This window comes from Streptomyces sp. NBC_01381 (genome assembly GCF_026340305.1).
GTDB lineage: Bacteria > Actinomycetota > Actinomycetes > Streptomycetales > Streptomycetaceae > Streptomyces.
The window spans coordinates 4,242,686-4,259,015 of sequence record NZ_JAPEPI010000001.1; the positions used below are offsets into that span (position 1 = coordinate 4,242,686).

Annotated in this window: 15 protein-coding genes and 1 pseudogene; 7 read left to right on the forward strand and 9 right to left on the reverse strand. The window is 72.3% G+C overall.

Features of this window, described 5'->3' with window-relative positions:
• Positions 1–93 precede the first annotated feature (93 nt).
• Positions 94–1,677, reverse strand: a complete 1,584-nt coding sequence (locus OG453_RS19815; RefSeq protein ID WP_266869276.1) for an alkaline phosphatase — start codon at positions 1,675–1,677, stop codon at positions 94–96.
• Positions 1,678–1,963: 286 nt separating this feature from the next.
• On the opposite strand from OG453_RS19815, the gene OG453_RS19820 reads away from it, so the two are divergent.
• Positions 1,964–2,374: a VOC family protein gene (locus OG453_RS19820; protein WP_266869278.1), complete on the forward strand. Its 411-nt coding sequence runs from the start codon at positions 1,964–1,966 to the stop codon at positions 2,372–2,374.
• Here the strand turns inward: OG453_RS19820 and OG453_RS19825 are convergent.
• Complete coding sequence (locus OG453_RS19825) at positions 2,332–3,804, reverse strand: PLP-dependent aminotransferase family protein (protein ID WP_266869940.1); 1,473 nt, start codon at positions 3,802–3,804, stop codon at positions 2,332–2,334. The two genes, OG453_RS19820 and OG453_RS19825, sit on opposite strands and share 43 nt — an antisense overlap.
• 181 nt (positions 3,805–3,985) lie before the next feature.
• Here OG453_RS19825 and OG453_RS19830 point away from each other — a divergent pair.
• A pseudogene (locus OG453_RS19830) lies at positions 3,986–4,822 on the forward strand (DMT family transporter); the annotation flags it as partial.
• Positions 4,823–4,846: 24 nt separating this feature from the next.
• Here the strand turns inward: OG453_RS19830 and OG453_RS19835 are convergent.
• Positions 4,847–5,692, reverse strand: coding sequence for an alpha/beta fold hydrolase (locus OG453_RS19835; RefSeq protein ID WP_266869279.1), 846 nt, complete (start codon positions 5,690–5,692; stop codon positions 4,847–4,849).
• A gap of 191 nt (positions 5,693–5,883) precedes the next feature.
• Between OG453_RS19835 and sigJ the strand changes: the two genes are divergently transcribed.
• Together sigJ and OG453_RS19845 are read left to right on the forward strand one after the other, a co-directional pair.
• Positions 5,884–6,774, forward strand: a complete 891-nt coding sequence (sigJ, locus tag OG453_RS19840; protein ID WP_266869280.1) for an RNA polymerase sigma factor SigJ — start codon at positions 5,884–5,886, stop codon at positions 6,772–6,774.
• 266 nt (positions 6,775–7,040) lie between these two features.
• On the forward strand, positions 7,041–7,802 hold the full coding sequence (locus tag OG453_RS19845) for a GntR family transcriptional regulator (RefSeq protein WP_266869281.1): 762 nt from the start codon (positions 7,041–7,043) through the stop codon (positions 7,800–7,802).
• Positions 7,803–7,980: 178 nt separating this feature from the next.
• Here OG453_RS19845 and OG453_RS19850 read toward each other — a convergent pair whose 3' ends face one another.
• The 3 genes from OG453_RS19850 to OG453_RS19860 all read right to left on the reverse strand — a co-directional run bounded on the left by OG453_RS19850 (position 7,981) and on the right by OG453_RS19860 (position 11,181).
• Positions 7,981–9,138, reverse strand: a complete 1,158-nt coding sequence (locus OG453_RS19850) for an ROK family transcriptional regulator (RefSeq protein ID WP_266869282.1) — start codon at positions 9,136–9,138, stop codon at positions 7,981–7,983.
• 151 nt (positions 9,139–9,289) lie between these two features.
• A complete protein-coding gene (locus OG453_RS19855; protein WP_266869283.1) occupies positions 9,290–9,952 on the reverse strand; it encodes a response regulator transcription factor in 663 nt (220 codons plus the stop codon).
• Between the two features lie 14 nt (positions 9,953–9,966).
• Complete coding sequence (locus tag OG453_RS19860; RefSeq protein ID WP_266869285.1) at positions 9,967–11,181, reverse strand: sensor histidine kinase; 1,215 nt, start codon at positions 11,179–11,181, stop codon at positions 9,967–9,969.
• A 108-nt stretch (positions 11,182–11,289) separates the two neighbouring features.
• Between OG453_RS19860 and OG453_RS19865 the strand changes: the two genes are divergently transcribed.
• The 3 genes from OG453_RS19865 (at position 11,290) to OG453_RS19875 (ending at position 13,513) form a co-directional block, all read left to right on the forward strand.
• Entirely contained in the window at positions 11,290–12,222 is a 933-nt protein-coding gene (locus tag OG453_RS19865) for an ABC transporter ATP-binding protein (protein WP_266869286.1), read from the forward strand.
• A 2-nt stretch (positions 12,223–12,224) separates the two neighbouring features.
• The gene (locus OG453_RS19870; protein WP_266869287.1) at positions 12,225–12,962 is read left to right on the forward strand and encodes an ABC transporter permease; all 738 of its coding nucleotides are present in this window, start codon (positions 12,225–12,227) and stop codon (positions 12,960–12,962) included.
• A gap of 95 nt (positions 12,963–13,057) precedes the next feature.
• The gene (locus tag OG453_RS19875) at positions 13,058–13,513 is read left to right on the forward strand and encodes a hypothetical protein (RefSeq protein WP_266869288.1); all 456 of its coding nucleotides are present in this window, start codon (positions 13,058–13,060) and stop codon (positions 13,511–13,513) included.
• Here OG453_RS19875 and OG453_RS19880 read toward each other — a convergent pair.
• From OG453_RS19880 to meaB, 3 genes are all read right to left on the reverse strand, one after another.
• Positions 13,491–14,036, reverse strand: a complete 546-nt coding sequence (locus OG453_RS19880; RefSeq protein WP_266869289.1) for a GNAT family N-acetyltransferase — start codon at positions 14,034–14,036, stop codon at positions 13,491–13,493. The genes OG453_RS19875 and OG453_RS19880 overlap by 23 nt on opposite strands.
• Positions 14,033–15,106 carry an enoyl-CoA hydratase/isomerase family protein gene (locus OG453_RS19885; protein WP_266869290.1) on the reverse strand — a complete coding sequence of 358 codons (1,074 nt, stop codon included), beginning with the start codon at positions 15,104–15,106 and terminating at the stop codon, positions 14,033–14,035. The genes OG453_RS19880 and OG453_RS19885 overlap by 4 nt, the downstream gene beginning before the upstream one ends.
• A 211-nt stretch (positions 15,107–15,317) precedes the next feature.
• Positions 15,318–16,319 (reverse strand): methylmalonyl Co-A mutase-associated GTPase MeaB, encoded by a 1,002-nt coding sequence (gene meaB / locus OG453_RS19890; RefSeq protein ID WP_266869291.1) that lies wholly within the window; start codon positions 16,317–16,319, stop codon positions 15,318–15,320.
• Between the last annotated feature and the right edge of the window lie 11 nt (positions 16,320–16,330).

Consider the following 16,330-nt stretch of genomic DNA (forward strand, 5'->3'; position numbering starts at 1 on the left):
GAGGTCTTCTGTCCCTTTAATGCGCCTTTGCTCTCACTTTGTGTCCGGACCTGACCCCTCGCTGTACGTCTGCCGACCACTCCAGGGGGGAGTTCAGTCCTGCCCCACCCGGCCCGGCTGCAGCACCTTGCTGAAGAGCACCTCGCCGCCTTCCTGCCGCAGCCGCACCGTCAGTTCGCCGCTCCCGCCGTCGATGTCGACCTCGCCGAAGTACTGCGGCGTCTCGGCCGGCGAGGTGTTGGCGCGGTTCGGCGCCTTCACGAACCGCTGCTCGGGACCGAACGTCCCGTCCAGCTTCAGCGCCTGGAAACCGCCGGCGGCCAGCGGCCCCGACACGAACTCCCAGAACGGCGCGAAGTCCTTGAACGCCGCCCGCGCCGGGTCGTAGTGCTGCGCCGACGTGTAGTGCACATCGGCGGTCAGCCACAGCGTCCCCGTGATCCCGCGGTGCTTGATGTGCCGCAGCAGCTCGGCGATCTGCAGCTCCCGCCCGAGGGGCGCGCCGGGGTCGCCTTGGGCGACTGCCTCGAAGTTCACCTTGCCGTCGGGCACGACGAGACCGAGCGGCATGTCCGAGGCGATCACCTTCCACACGGCGCGCGAGCGCGACAGCTCCCGCTTGAGCCAGCTCAGCTGCTCGGCGCCGAGGATGCCGGTGGCCTCCTCGGGCTGCCTGCCGGGCGAGTTGGCGTTGCGGTAGGAGCGCATGTCGAGGACGAACACGTCGAGGAGCGGACCGTGCCGAAGGACCCGGTACACCCGCCCGTCCTTGTCGCCGGCCGGCAGCGTGGAGACGGGGAAGTACTCGCTGAACGCCCGCAGCGAGCGCCCCGCGAGCACGTCCACGTTCTTCTCCGTGTAGCGGGCGTCGTCCAGGATCTGCCCCGGATACCAGTTGTTGCGCACCTCGTGGTCGTCCCACTGCACGATGGAGGGCACCTGCGCGTTGAAGCGCCGTACGTTCTCGTCGAGCAGGTTGTAGCGGAAGGCGCCGCGGAACTCCTTGAGCGTCTCGGCGACCTTCGACTTCTCCTCCGTGGTCACGTTCCGCCACACGCGGCCGTCGGGCAGCGTGACGCTCGGCAGGATGGGCCCGTCGGCGTAGATGGTGTCGCCGCTGCACAGGAAGAAGTCCGGGTTCCTGCGGCGCATGTCCTCGAAGACGGTGAAGCCGCCGCGGTCCGGGTTGATGCCCCACCCCTGGCCCGCGATGTCGCCCGACCACAGGAAGCGCACGCCGTCCTTGCGCCCCTTCGGCGCCGTACGGAAGGTGCCGGTGACCGGTTCGCCGGTACGTCTCGGGTCGTCGGGGTCGGCGAGCACCACGCGGTAGTGGATCTGCTCGCCCGCGGGCAGCCCGCGCAGCCGCGTGGTTCCCGTGAAGTCCGTGTCCGGGCCGAGCACCGGGCCGTGCCAGCGGGTGGGGTTGCGGAACGACTCGGTGGCGGCCGTCTCGACGATCATGCGGGCCGGGCGGTCGGAGCGCACCCACACCAGGCCCGCGTGCGCGGTCACGTCACCGGCCTGCACGCCCCACTCGGCCCGCGGGCGTCCCGAGCGGGAGAGCGCGGGAGCGGCCCCGGCCAGGGCGGGCACCGCAAGCGCCGCGGGCAGGGCGAGCGAGCCGTGCAGCACGCTGCGGCGGCGGGGGGACGGGCTCGGCATCGGGTGTGACATGAATGCGCCTCCAGTGACAGGTCCGACCAGTGTGCAGGGCCACAACTAACGGTGCGCCGCGGCGCACACGCAAACCACAAGTGAACAACTGCCCATGGGGACAAGGGAACCGGCGTGCGAACACCACATGGCCTACGTCCCCCGCCCCATACCCCTGGGGCGACGGACCGAGACCGAACGGCCGATGGCCGCAAGATCACCCGCTGCCTACGCTCACACCAGCGGTGCGCGGCCAGAGCGCGCCGGCAGTGCGCGGCCGAGCGTGCCGCACCGAAGGGGGAGTCCCATGCCGTTCAACGGTCAGAGCCACATCCGCGTCGCCCGTCCGTCCCGCGACCTCGCGGCGGCGGAGCGCTTCTGGGCGGGCGGGCTCGGCCTCGACGTCGTCTACCGCGCGAACGGCGGTTCCGCTCCCGGCGAGCACGACCTGCTCATGCTCGGCCGCCCTGACGCCTCCTGGCACCTGGAACTCGTCCACGAGGCGGCGCGTCCCGTGCAGCCCCGGCCCACCGAGGAGGACCTGCTCGTGATCTACCTCGACGGGCCCGTGCCCGACGAAATGGTGGCGCGCCTGGAGGAGCACGGCGGCAAGCGCGTCCAGTCGCCCAATCCGTACTGGAACGAATGGGGCGTCACCGTCGAGGACCCCGACGGCTACCGCCTGGTGCTCTGCACGCGCGCGTGGTCCAACTCCTGAACTACATCGGCGTGGTCCAACTCCTGAACCGCGTCGGCCTGGTCCAACTCCTGAACCGCACCGGCAAGGAGACGCACCCCCTCGGCGATCCGCGCGGGGGAGAGATGGGCGTAGCCGAGGACGAGCGCGAGTCCCCGGCCCCGCGCCGCGTCGTCGTCGGCGTGCGTGTAGTCGCTCAGGGGCCGCACCGCGATCCCGGCCGCGGCGGCCCGCCGCAGAAAGGCCTCCTGCGGCCCCCAGCGGCCGGGCAGCCGGGCGATGACATGGAGCCCGGCGGCGATGCCGCTCACCTCGGATCCGGGGAAGTGCTCCGCGAGTGCCGCGACCAGTGCGTCGCGCCGCTCCCGGTAGGCGCGCTGGCAGCGGCGCAACTGCCGGTCGTAGTCCCCGCGTTCGACCAGGCGCGCGAACACCGCCTGGTCGAGGACGGGATTGCCGAGGTCCATCATGCGCTTGCGGGCGACGACCTCGTCGGTCATCGCGTCGGGCACGAGCAGCCAGCCAAGACGCAGCCCCGGAGCAAGTGACTTGCTGACCGATCCGGTGTACGCGACATGTCCGGGGTCGAGCCCCTGCAGCGCGCCCACCGGGGTGCGGTCGTAGCGGAAGTCACCGTCGTAGTCGTCCTCGACGACCAGGCCGTCCACGTCGCGGGCCCAGTCGAGGAGTTCGGCGCGCCGCCGGGCCGAGTACCCGATGCCCAGCGGGAACTGGTGGGCGGGCGTGGTGACGACCGCGCGCACACCACGCTGCCTCAGTACGCCGGTGAGGACGCCCTCGTCGTCGAGCGGCACCGGCACCGTGGAGACGCCCGCGGAGGCGAACAGCTCGTCGTGCTGCGGGCTTCCGGGGTCCTCGACACCGACGGTGCGCACCCCGCGCGCGTGCAGCACGAATCCGATGAGCGCCATCGCCTGCGCCACTCCGGAGCACACGACGACGCCCTCCGGGTCGGCGACCACGCCCCGGCGCCGCGTCAGGAGTTCAGCGAGCGCCGTGCGCAGCCGGGGCAGGCCGCGCGGGTCCGGGTAGCCGAGCTGGTCGTGCGGCAGATCGGCCAGGACGCCGCGGTGCGCCGCCGCCCATGCCGAGCGCGGGAACAGGGACAGGTCCGGTGTCCCCGCGATGAAGTCCACGCGCGCGTGGACCGGACGCGGAGCCAGATCACGCGCCCCGCGCTCGACCGCCCGTGCCGCGCCGCCCACCCACGTCCCCGCCCCGCGGTCGCTGCGCAGATAGCCCTCGGCCGTCAACTGCTCGTACGCCTCCGTGACAAGACCGCGCGAGACGCCCAGATCGGCGGCGAGCGCACGGCTCGACGGCAGCCGCGTCCCCGGAGCGAGCCGCCCGGACCTGACCGCGTCGCGCAGCGCCGACTGGAGGCTGCGGCCACGGCTGCGGGCGGGCGCGGCCGCGGCGGGGAGCAGCAGCTCCCATGCCGGGGTGCCCGGAGCCGTGCGCGCGCTCTCGGCGCCCTCGCCACCCTCTCCGCCCTCGTGGCCGGACCCCGATGCCACCGGTACACGCACCTCCTGAGCCGGAAAGTGGTCCCCCAACAGACCCCGGAAGTGGACCTTAAACCGGTCCGCGTCCGTTCCTAGCGTCAGGGGCATGAACGCGAACCTCACCCGCGGCTCCCTGCTCGCCGCACTCGCCTGCCTCCTCGTAGGCGGCTCCTTCACCGCCAACAGCCTCCTCGGCGACTATCCGTACGCCGGTGGCCAGTTCCTCCGCTACGCCCTGGCCTGCCTGCTGCTCCTGCCGCTGCTCGGACGCGGCGGCACCCGACCGCTGCGCCGTCTCGCACCCCGCCAGTGGGGGCGCCTCGCGCTCCTCGCCGCCGTCGGCATGGTCGGCTTCAACCTGGCGATCCTCGCCGCCGAGCGCACGGCGGAACCTGCCGTACCGGGTGTCTTCGTAGGGTGCGCGCCGGTCGTCGTGGCCGTCATCGTGCCGCTCCTGGAGGGCCGCCGACCACAACGGGCCGTCATGTACGGCGCGTTGATCGTCGCCGCCGGTGCCTTCGCCGTGCAGGGGTGGGGGCGCACCGACGCGGTGGGCATCGCCTTCTCGGTGGGCGCGCTCGCGGGCGAGGTCGGGTTCGCGGTGCTCGCCGTCCCCGTCCTGCGGCCGCTCGGCCCGAAGCTCCTGTCCGCCACGGTGTGCGGGATCGCCGCGGTGGAGTCCGCCGTCATCGGCGTCGTGGTCGACGGCGGCGGGTGGCTGCGGGTGCCCGACACCACCGAGGCGGCTGCCCTGCTGTGGCAGGCGGCGATCGTCACCGTCATCGGGTTCGTCTGCTGGTACTCCGGCATCCAGCGCATCGGCGCCGAGCGGGCCACCCTCTTCTCCGGACTCATTCCCGTGGCGGCGGCCTGCACGGCCCCGCTGGTCGGCACCGGCACCTATGGCGTCCCGCAGGCCGTCGGGAGCGCACTGGTCGGCGCCGGTGTCGCCCTGGGCTCGGGAGTCCTACGCGGCCGCGGCGCGCCGGCAGGTGTCGGTGATGACCCGCGTGACCAGGGCCGGGTCGTCGTTCATCGGGACGTGCCCGCAGCCGGGCAGCCGCACGAGCCGGGCGTCGGGGACGGCGTGCTTGGCCCGGATGCCCTGGCGGCGGAGCAGGATCCGGTCGCGGGTGCCCCACGCGACGGTGACCGGAAGCCCGGGCACGTCGCCGGCGAAGAGCACGTCGCGGCCTGCGGCCAGGGTCTTCTCGAACCCGGTGGCGCCGCGCAGCGCGAGCGTCTCGGCGACCACGGCCTCGGGTGAACGGCGCCCGGGGCGGGCGTAGATGGTGCTGGTCAGCGCCGCACGCCCGGCGGCCGTCGCCGCGAGCCGCTCGATCGCCGGCAGCGGAAGGAGCCGCGCTCCGTGCCGCATCGCGAGCAGCGTGGTGAACGCGTACCGCCGCTCGGCGGGGCTCCAGAACCCGGCAGGGGAGAGCGCGGTGACCGAGCGCACCAGCTTCTCCCGGCCCAGTTCCAGGGCGAGCAGACCGCCCAGCGAGTTGCCCGCCACGTGCGGGCGCTCGATCTCCAGGGTCTCGCACAGCGTGCCGAGCGCGGACACCACCGTCGAGGCGTTGTACGCGAGACCGTCGGGCAGCGCGGGGGACGCGCCGAAGCCCGGCAGGTCCACGGCGATGACGTCGTACTCCGTGGCGAGAAGCCCGAACACCGGGTCCCAGGCCTGGAGGTGGTGGCCGATGCCGTGCAGCAGGAGCAGCGGCTCGCCCTTGCCCGCTCGTTCGTGGGCGACGGTCACCGTCCGGGGGCCGTCGGGCGATTCGACGCTGAAGGACACCTCTGTGGCCATTGCTGCTCCTGTCCCCGCCGACGGGCGACGGTCCCCTAAACAAACCGGTCACCTTGTAGACACCGTGTCAGCAACAATTACCGCTCAGTAGCTCCGAGTTCAAGGGGTGTGTGCCGCGCCGCTCAACGGTGTGTGCCGCGCCGCACCCTTTTCGTCTGGACAGCGGGGGATCCGTCGGATGGGATGGAGGGGTGGCAACGGACACCGCGACCAGCGACTTCGAAGAACATCGGCCCGTCCTGATGGGCGTGGCCTACCGCATGCTCGGCCGGGTGGCCGACGCGGAGGATGTGGTGCAGGACGCGTGGCTGCGCTGGTCGACGGCCGACCATGCGCAAGTGCGCGAACCGCGCGCCTACTTGGTGCGCGTCACGACGCGCCTCGCCATCGACCGGCTGCGGCACGTGCAGTCCCGGCGCGAGTCGTACGTGGGGCCGTGGCTGCCCGAGCCGCTGGTCACGGACTTCGGGCCGACCGTCCCGGACACCGCCGAGCGGGCGGTGCTCGCCGACTCCGTGTCGCTCGCCGTCCTGGTCGTCCTGGAGTCCCTCTCGCCCCTGGAACGTGCGGTGTTCGTGCTGCGGGAGGCCTTCGGTTTCCCGTTCTCGGAGATCGCCGTCACGCTGGACCGCGGCGAGTCCGCGGTGCGGCAGCTCGCCGCGCGGGCCCGCAAGCATGTCGACGAGAAGCGGCCGCGCTACGAAGTCGACCCGGATGAGCGCAGAGACCTGACGGAGCGCTTCCTGGCGGCGGCGGCCGAGGGCGACCTGGACGGGCTGATGTCCCTGCTCGCCCCGGACGTCCGCCTGGTGGGCGACAGCGGCGGCAAGGCCAAGGCCCCGCTGCGCATCATCGAGACGGCCGACAAGGTGGGCCGCTTCCTCGTCGGCGCGACCCGCAAGGGCCTGGCTGCCGACGCGGAGGTCGAGTTCCGCTTCGTCGAGCTCAACGGCGCCGGTGCGGTGCTCGGCCTGGTCGACGGAAAGCCGGACGTCGTCTTCCAACTCGACGTCACCGAAGGCCAGATCAAGGACCTCTACATCATCCGCAACCCGGACAAACTCGCCGGTCTGGCCGCATAGCGGTCAATTGGCGTCCCCGTAGCGGCATTCGGCCAACCCCCGTCCACTCAGGGCGGGGGTTTTGTCTTGTTCGCTACAAGTGCGTGACGCGGTGCCAACATCGCGTGAATGCTCTGTGGCATCGGCCCTGTGCGCGCTGTAACGGATCGAGGATTGGTCTTGACCAAGGGTGGGTGCGGGCCTATCGTCGCCAGAGATAGTGCAGGAACCTTTAATAAACAAGGGCGCTTAAACGCCGCCGGTACACGGCGATTGCGGAGGACAGGGTGGGGACCACGCAGTTGGAAACGGCGCCGGAGCCGAAGTACTGGCACCTCAAGACAGTGCTCAGCGAGGCACTCGACTCCGAGTTCTCCGTCGGCGAGATCCTGCCCAACGAACGTGATCTCGCCGCCCGGTTCGGCGTCGCACGCGCCACGCTCCGTCAGGCGCTCGAGCAACTGGAGCTGGAAGGCAGGCTGCAGCGGCGCCGCGGTGTCGGCACGACCGTCGCCCCGCCGCGGATGGGTGTGGCCGTCGGCTCTGCGCAGGGCACATGGCCGGGCGCGGTCGGCGACGCCTGGCAGCCCGCGGACTGCGCGCCGGCGGTCCCGCCCGCGGAAGTGGCCCGGATGCTTGCGGCCCTCCCGGAGGAGGAGGTGCACGTGGTGCGCCGCACCCGTGTCTCGCACGGCCAGCCCGTCGCGGCCGAACTCCTCTACGTACCGATGTCATCGGTCCCCGAACTCTCCGCCATCGACGCCCCGTCGGGACCGGCACGCGCGCGTGCGGTGCTGCGCGAGCTGCAGCGGCTCGGCCTCGAAGGACAGGACCGGGCCGTCGAGCTCGGCTCGGCCCGCGCGGACGACGCCAAAGCACTCGACCGCCTGCCCGGAGCACCGGTCCTCGTCGTGACGACCCGCTTCTTCTCCGAGGGCCGCACGGCCGCGGTTTCGATGGCGACGTACCGCGCCGACACCTGCCGCCTCACCTTCGGCGACGCAGGCGGCGTAGAAATCCACCATGGCCCGGAGCGGCGCGCTTCTTGAATCCGGATTGCCCGGCCGGCGCGGCCTGACGCCGGGCTTCCTTCGCGGTCTCAAGGCCGCGCGTCGCCCTGCGGAACGCCTGCCCGCAACGCGGGCGGGGACGGGCCGGAGCGCAGCGCTTTCTGTATCTGACCGTCCGGCTTCAGCCGCGGTCTGATGCCGGGCCTCCCGCCCGGCCTCAACGCCGTGCGGTGACCGTTCCCTCCACTGCGAAGAGTTGTTCCTCGACGTGGTCGAGGGCCAGGCGCAGTGCGCCCGTCGCCACCGCGGCCTCGCCGAGCATCGACAAGGCCACCCGTGGCGGGCGCAGGCAGTAGCGGGCCAGCTCTCGGCGCAGTGGCTCCAGTACGCCGTCGAGGCCGGCCGCCCAGCCGCCCACCACGACCAGCTCGGGGTCCAGGGCGAGTACCAGGGCCGCCACGTCGTGCACCAGGCGCTGGATGAACCGCTCGACGGCCTGCCGTGCCCGTTCGTCGCCCTCACGCGCGTGCGCGAACACCTCCGCCACCGCCTGCTCGTCGAGCGGGTGCAGCGGCTCGTCCGTGGTCGAGAGGAGCGTCTCCGGGGTGACGTCACGGCCCAGCAGATGCAGGGCGCCGATCTCGCCGGCCGCGCCGCCGTAACCGCGGTGCAGACGTCCGCCGATCAGCGCACCGGCTCCCGGGCTGAGACCGGCGAGTACGAAGACGACGTCGTCGACCTCGGTCGCCGCGCCCTTCCAGTGTTCGGCGACGGCCGCCGTGTTCGCGTCGTTCTCCACCAGGACCGGGCACTTGAACGACCGGCGAAGGCGCTCGCCCAGGGGCAGTCCCGTCCACTCCGGGAGGGCCGTGCCCAGCCGCACCGTGCCGTCCGCCTCCACGATGCCGGGGCTGCCCACGCCGACCGCGCGCAGTGAGCTGCGGGCGATCCCCGCGCGGCGCAGAAGGTCCGCGACGGCCGTGCGCAGGCGCTCGATGCGTTCGTCCGCCGGGGCCGTCTCGTCGACGTCCTTGGCCGTCGTGCCGAGCACCCGGCCGTCGAGGTCCGACAACACCGCGGCCACCCGGTGCGGGCCGATCTCCAGGCCCAGCAGATGGCCTGCTTCGGCGCGGAAGCGGAACCTCCGAGCGGGCCGCCCCTGGCGTCGCGCCGCGCCTTCCTCGGCGGCGGTCTCCACCACGAGCCCGGCCTCGATGAGCCCTTCGACGACCCCCTCGACGGTGGGCCTGGACAAGCCGGTCACCCGCGTGACCTCGGTGAGTGTCGCGAAGTCCGCCGCACGCAGCGCGTGCAGCACCACCGCGGAGTTGATCCGCCGCAGCAGAGAGGGGTCCCCGCCGGTCAGCCGCCCCAACGTCCGTCCTCCCAGCTCGTGCGCATGATGGGCGGATCGTACTCGCCGGGGCGGACCCCTGCGAGTGCCGGGCCCGTCCGTTACGGAGAGTGCCGGTCGGCGCCCTTCATCCAAGTGCCCCTCATCCAGCCCCGCTGCATCAAGGCGCCCCTCATCCTGGCGCGACGAAACCGGATTCGTACGCGGCGATCACCGCCTGCGTCCGGTCGCGGGCCCCCAGCTTGCCGAGCACGGAACTGACATGGGACTTGACCGTCTCGGCGCCGACGATCAGCTCCGCGGCGATCTCCGCGTTCGACAGACCGCGCGCCATAAGGCGCAGCACGTCCGCCTCGCGTTCGGTCAGCGCCGCCCGGTCGAGCGTGTCCCGCGCCGCCGCATTGCCGGGGCGGCGCCCGTACTCGCCCGCGAGCTGCCGCACCGCCGCAGGGAACAGCAGGGACTCGCCCTCCGCGACCAGACGGACCGCGTTCACGATCTCGGCGGGCCTGGCCCGCTTGAGCAGGAAACCGTCGGCGCCCGCGCGCAGCGCCTCGTACACGTACTCGTCGTTCTCGAAGGTCGTCACCACGAGGATCTTCGGCGGGTCCTGCACCGTGCGAAGGACCGCGCGGGTGGCCTCGATGCCGTCGAGGAGCGGCATGCGCACGTCCATCGCGACCACGTCGGGCCGCAGCTGCCGCACCAGGGGGATCACCGCGGCGCCGTCGGCCGCCTCGCCGACCACCTCGATGTCGGGCTGCGCCTCCAGAACGGCGCGCAGGCCCGTGCGTACGAGGGGTTCGTCGTCGACCAGGAGCACTGTGACCGGCATCCGGTCAGCGTAGATCACCCCAGCGGCAGTTCGACGTGCACCTGCCATTCGCCGTCGTACGGACCCGTGGTGGCCCGGCCGCCGAGCAGCGTGGCGCGCTCGCGGATGCCGCGCAGACCGCTGCCGCCCCGCCCGGTCGCCGGTGTTCCGGCGGGCAGCGCGTTGCGCACGTCCATGTCCAGGACCCCGTCGTCGACCGCGATCCGCACCCGCACCGGGACCGGACCGGAGTGGCGCAGCACGTTGGTGAGGGACTCCTGGAGCATGCGATAGCCCTCGCGCGACACCGGTCCGGGGACGCTCTCCAGGGGGCCCGTCATCTCGGTGTCGACCTTCGCTCCCGAGGCGCGCGCGGACTCCAGGAGGCGTTCGGCGTCGGCGAGCGTGGGGCGACGGTTCGCGGGCCGCTCGTCCTCGCGCAGCACCCGCAGGACACGCTCCAGGTCTTCGAGGGCGGCCCTGCCGGTCTCCTCGATCGCGTCGAGGGCGCGGTCGGTGAACTCGGGGTCGGCGGCGGCCCGCGCGGCGCCCGCCTGGACGACCGCGACGGTCAGCGCGTGACCGATGGAGTCGTGCAGCTCCCGCGCGATCCGGGTGCGTTCGAGGAGCTGCTCCGTGCGCTCCTCCAGGGCGGCAAGCCGCTCGGAGGGCGAGGGGCCGAGGAGCCTGCGGGCGGCGGCGGTCATCAGCCGGCCCGCCACCACGACCACCGCCATGAGCACCAGGAGGGGGATCGGCACGAGCAGCGCGTTGGCCCAGCCCTGTCCGGGCAGCGGGACGAGCAGGCCCGAGGTCTGCGGAGGTTCCGTCGACGCTCCCAGCAGGGCCAGGGCGGACCCTAGACACTGGAGGGTGACGAACGAGGCCGCGCACCCCGCCTCCAGGCGCAGCACGAGCCACACCGCGGTCCTCCCACGGTCGCTCCATGAAGCAGAGGGCGTCACGGAGATGCCGGAGTCCTCACCACCGCCCTTCACGCGCGCGTGCTGCCCGGGAATGAGCATCAGGCGTGCCTGGAGCCCCTCCGCCCGGCGCATGGCGGGCACCAGGGCCGCCGAGGCGACCAGCGGAATGGGCAGCACCACGATCAGTATCCAGTCGCCGAACGAGGGCTTGACCACGCCGGGGAAGATGAACGCGCAGATCAGTGCCATGCCCGCGCCGATGAGCATGTGCAGCCACCGGGTGTAGGTGACGGCGCGCGTGAGAGGCCTGAAGAAGCGGGGCATCCCGTCATCGTGCCAGGCGGGAGGCGGCGCACGGCTCCCCCGTGAGGGGGAGAGGGAATCCCCGGGCGGGGGAAGCCCCGATGACTCCGCGGCCGCGAGGCTGGGCCCATGACCAGCATCGACGTCCAAGAGCTCACCAAGGAGTACGGCACCACCCGCGCGGTCGACGGACTGACGTTCACCGTCCGGCCCGGCCGGGTCACCGGATTCCTCGGCCCCAACGGCGCCGGCAAGTCCACCACCATGCGCCTCCTCCTCGGCCTCGACCGGCCCACCTCGGGGACCGCGACGGTCGGCGGCCGCTCCTACGCGTCCCTCGACGAACCCCTGCGCCACGTGGGAGCGCTGCTCGACGCCCAGGCCGCCCACGGCTCGCGCACCGCACGCAACCATCTGCTCGCCCTCGCCGTCAGCAACCGCATCGCCGTGCGCCGCGTGGACGAGGTCCTGGAGGAGACGGGGCTCACCAAGGTGGCCGGGCGCCGCATCAAGACGTACTCCCTGGGCATGCGCCAGCGCCTGGGCATCGCGGGCGCGCTGCTCGGCGACCCGCGCGTCGTGCTCCTGGACGAGCCGTCCAACGGCCTGGACCCCGAAGGCATCATCTGGATCCGCGAGTTGATGCGCAGGCTCGCCCGCGAGGGCCGCACGGTGCTTGTGTCCAGCCATCTCATGAACGAGACGGCCACGTTCGCCGACGACCTCGTCGTCCTCGGCAGGGGAAGGCTGCTCGCCGACTCCTCGATGCGGGATTTCATCGAGGCCCACAGCAGGCCCCGGGTCAGGCTGCGCACTCCGGAGCACGACCGCCTGCGCGATGTCCTGGCTGGAAAGGGGCACGCGTTGGTGGCGGGGGACGACGGCCGCTGGAGCGTCGACGGAGTGAAGGCCGAGGAGATCGGTTCGATCGCGGCCGGGCACGGCATCCCCATCCTTGAACTCTCCGACGAGCAGGCCTCCTTGGAGCAGGCGTATCTCTCCCTCACGGCCGGCGACACCGAGTTCGCGGCCGCCGCACCCAAGCCCCGCCAGGAGGCCTGACCATGTCGACGACCGCCGTGCTCCACTCGGAGTGGATCAAGATCAAGTCGGTGCGGGCCAGCCTCGGTTCGCTGATCTCCGTCTTCGTCGCCACCGCCGCCATCACGGTCCTCGCGTTCGCCGCGGTCGGCGAGGCGGAGTCGGACAACGCCGACTTCGAACCGCTCTTCGGCGCCTTCTACGCGCTCAACTTCGGCCAGATCGCGGCCATCAGCTTCGGTACGACGGCGATGTCGTCCGAGTACGTGAACGGCGCCCTGCGGATCTCGCTCTCCGCGGTGCCGAGGAGAGGGCTCTTCTACGGCGCCAAGGTCGCCGTGGTCGGCGCGCTCGCCCTGGCCACGGGGATCGTCACCAGCTTCGCGGCGTTCCTGTCCGGGCAGGCCTTCATGGGGGACGCGGCCATCGGCCTCGGCCATGACGGGGCGGTGCGCGCGTGCGTCGGCGGCGGGATCTACCTCGCCCTCATGGCGCTGCTCGCGGCGGGACTGACCATGGTGCTGCGCAGCGGAGTCGCGGTCCTGAGCATTCTCATCCCCTTCACGCTGATCGTGTCCTTCGTGGTCGGGGACGTGGCGAGCGGAGTCGCCGGCTACCTGCCCGACAAGGCGGGCCAGCAGGTGCTCCACGAGGACCCGACCGGAACGCTCGGCCCCTGGGCGGGACTTGCCGTCTCGGCGGCGTGGGCGGCGGCCGCGCTGCTCGCCGGGTGGTGGGCGGTGCGGCGGCGCGACGCGTGAGACGGAGGCGCGAGGCGTGAGACGGGCGGCCGGAATGTGACCTCCGGGGCCTGGCAGCGGGCCAGTTGTCAGTGGTGGCCGCTTTACTGGATGTCATGAGTACGGCACAGCATCTCGCCACGATCGACCTGCTGTGCTCCCGGGAGTTCCCCGCGGAGCACGGCAGGTCGGACGCGGGCGCCGGCGGTCCCGGCTATCACATCGCCGAGTTACTCACGAGCGAGGACTTCTGGGAGGACGACGGCACCGCGTGGGAGGCGGCCGAGGAGCAGTACGAGGCCGAGCGCGACGGCCTCTCGGTGCTCCTGACCGACCGCTGGGGAGCGCCGGACCTGTTCAGCCTCGCCGGCCTCTTCGAGCGGACGCTGAGCGGCGGCGAGGACGGCGCGGGCGAGGACATGCCGGAGCCGTGGGGCTCGCTGAGCTCCTCGGTGCCGGACCTGCACCTGTGGCGCGTCGACGGGCGGTGGGTGGCCCTCGGCGTCTCCCAGTGGGACAAGGAGCTGCCGTTCCAGCTCATAGCCGTCGTCACGGAGATCGATCCGCCGTAGCGGACGCGGTGACCGCGTGCACCCGGACGGGGCGCCCGCAGGCGGGATCCACGGTCCCCCGCTCCACGCGCATGCCGAGCTTGTTCATGACGCGCTCCGACGCGTCGTTGCCCACCTGGACGATGCTGACGATCCGCTCCAGGCCGCGGTCGCCCAGACCGAAGTCGAGCGCGGCGCGCGCCGCCTCGGTGGCCAGGCCCCGCCCCCAGAAAGGGCGGCCGAGACGCCAGCCGATCTCGACGGCAGGCAGCACCTCGGGCAGGTAGTGCGGCACGGACAGACCGGTGAACCCGGCGAGTTCACCGGTGGCACGGACCTCCACGGCGAAAAGGCCGAACCCCTCGGTCTCCCACCCGTGTTCCCACAGCGCCAGGCTGCTCCGCGTCTGCTCCTCCTGGTCGCGCACCGAACCGTCGCCGATCCAGCGCATCACCTCAGGGTCGGAGTTGATCGTGGTCATCGGGGCGATGTCGGCCTCGCGCCAGCGTCGGAGCAGGAGACGCGGCGTGAGCAGCACGGTCACCGGGTGCCGTCCGCGGGGGCAAGGCCAAGACCCTCGCCGTGCCGTTCGAAGTGGCGGACCACCTCGGCGTCGGTCACCTGGGCGAGTTCGGCGGGGGACCAGTGCGGGTCGCGATCCTTGTCCACGACCTGGGCGCGGATGCCCTCGACCATGTCCGGTGCGGTGATCGCGGTGCGGGAGACGCGGTACTCCTGCTCGAGCACGTGCTCAAGAGTGGCGAGCGCGCGGGCCCGGCGCAGCGAGGCGAGCGTGACCTTCAAGGACGTGGGGGACTTGGCGAGGACGGTCTCGGCCGCCTCCTTGGCCGCCGGGTCGCCGGAGTCGTACAGCCGGCCGACGATCTCCTCGACCGAGTCGGCGGCGTAACAGGCGTCGATCCACTCGCGGTGCGCGGCCAGTTCACCCTCGGGCGCGGTGGTCGCGTACGTGCCGAGCACATCGTCCACGTCCGAGTCGGCCAGCGCCCCGGTGAACTCCGCGACGCGCTCCGAAGGTACGTAGTGGTCGGCGAGGCCGCACAGCAGCGCGTCCGCCGCGCCCACCGCGGTGCCGGTCAGCGCGAGATGGGTGCCGAGCTCGCCGGGCGTCCGCGTCAGCAGATAGGTGCCGCCGACGTCCGGCACGAAGCCGATGCCGGTCTCCGGCATGGCGATCCGGGACCGCTCGGTGACGATCCGCACGCCGCCGTGCGCCGATACTCCGACACCGCCGCCCATCACGATGCCGTCCATCACGGCGACGTACGGCTTCGGGAAGCGGGCGATCCGTGCGTTGAGCCGGTACTCGTCGCGCCAGAAGGCCACCGAGGCGGCGCCGCCGCCCGCGCGGATGTCGTCGTGGATGGAGCGGATGTCACCCCCGGCGCACAGCCCCCGCTCACCGGCCCCGGTGAGCACCACGGTCCGAATCGCGTCGTCCCGCTCCCACGCGGCGAGGGCGTCGTCCATGAGACGCACCATGTCGTGGTTGAGGGCGTTGATGGCGCGCGGCCGGTTGAGGACGATGTGTCCTGCGCGGCCGTGGGTGTGGAACAGAACCGGGGCGGTGGCGTCGACGGAGTCGGGCGTCATGGGGTGAGCTAGCTCCTTCGCTGGGCGTTTGGGGGTGAAAGCACGCGTGCGGACGGCTGTCACATTGCCCGAGCCTAAGGCGTGAGCGCGAGGGAGGGCGGTCGGCCCCCGCAGGCCGCGGGCCGCGCCCGAAGGGGCGCGGGGCTGTGACATGTGCGGCTCCGCCGCGTGGGCGCGACCAGCCACGACGTACCCGCAGCGGGAAACCGGCTCACTGCCCCGCCCCTCCGATCCCCTGAAACGCCTCCAGGATCCGCTCCGCTGCCGACGTCGCCGTCAACGTCCCCTCCCGCACACCCTGTTCAAGGCCAGGGGCCAGCAGCCGTACCTCCGCATGGGCGCGGAGGCGGTCCAGGAGTTCGTCCTGGACCATGGTCCAGGTCCAGTCGACCTGCTGGTCGCGCCGCTTGGCGGACAGGCGGCCCGTGGAGTCCAGGAGCGTGCGGTGCTGTTCCAGGCGGTCCCAGACCTCGTCCAGGCCGCTGGACTCCCGCGCGCTGCAGCTGAGCACCGGGGGAGTCCATGCCGCGTCCGCCGGGTGCATCAGGCGTAGCGCGCCCGCCAGTTCACGGGCCGCCGAGCGGGCGTCCCGTTCGTGCGGGCCGTCCGCCTTGTTGATCGCGAGGACGTCCGCGAGTTCCAGGACGCCCTTCTTGATGCCCTGGAGCTGGTCGCCGGTGCGGGCCAGACTGAGCAGCAGGAAGGAGTCGACCATGTTCGCGACGGCCGTCTCCGACTGGCCCACGCCTACGGTCTCCACCAGGACCACGTCGTAGCCTGCCGCCTCCATCACCACGATCGACTCGCGCGTCGCCTTCGCGACACCGCCGAGCGTCCCGGCGGTCGGGGACGGGCGCACGAACGCGGACGGGTCCACCGCGAGGCGTTCCATCCTTGTCTTGTCGCCGAGGATGGAGCCGCCCGTACGGGTCGAAGACGGGTCGACGGCGAGCACCGCGACCCGGTGGCCGAGACCCGTCAGCATCGTGCCGAGCGCGTCGATGAACGTGGACTTGCCCACGCCCGGCACCCCGCTGATGCCGATCCGCCGCGCCCGCCCGCTGTGCGGGAGCAGTTGCGTCAGCAACTCCTGGGCGAGGGACCGGTGTTGGGGTCTGGTCGACTCGACGAGTGTGATCGCGCGGGCGATCTGTGCCCGCTTCCCGTCGAGTACGCCCTTGACGTACGTGTCGATGTCGATCGTCGGGGCCATCGGCTCACCGG

Coding starts and splice junctions, on each gene's coding strand:
- OG453_RS19815 (WP_266869276.1), bottom strand. CDS start 1,677: ATGTCACACCCGATGCCGAGCCCGTCCCCCCGCCGCCGCAGCGTGCTG.
- OG453_RS19820 (WP_266869278.1), top strand. CDS start 1,964: ATGCCGTTCAACGGTCAGAGCCACATCCGCGTCGCCCGTCCGTCCCGC.
- OG453_RS19835 (WP_266869279.1), bottom strand. CDS start 5,692: ATGGCCACAGAGGTGTCCTTCAGCGTCGAATCGCCCGACGGCCCCCGG.
- OG453_RS19855 (WP_266869283.1), bottom strand. CDS start 9,952: ATGCCGGTCACAGTGCTCCTGGTCGACGACGAACCCCTCGTACGCACG.
- OG453_RS19860 (WP_266869285.1), bottom strand. CDS start 11,181: ATGCCCCGCTTCTTCAGGCCTCTCACGCGCGCCGTCACCTACACCCGG.
- OG453_RS19865 (WP_266869286.1), top strand. CDS start 11,290: ATGACCAGCATCGACGTCCAAGAGCTCACCAAGGAGTACGGCACCACC.
- OG453_RS19870 (WP_266869287.1), top strand. CDS start 12,225: ATGTCGACGACCGCCGTGCTCCACTCGGAGTGGATCAAGATCAAGTCG.
- OG453_RS19875 (WP_266869288.1), top strand. CDS start 13,058: ATGAGTACGGCACAGCATCTCGCCACGATCGACCTGCTGTGCTCCCGG.
- OG453_RS19885 (WP_266869290.1), bottom strand. CDS start 15,106: ATGACGCCCGACTCCGTCGACGCCACCGCCCCGGTTCTGTTCCACACC.
- meaB (WP_266869291.1), bottom strand. CDS start 16,319: ATGGCCCCGACGATCGACATCGACACGTACGTCAAGGGCGTACTCGAC.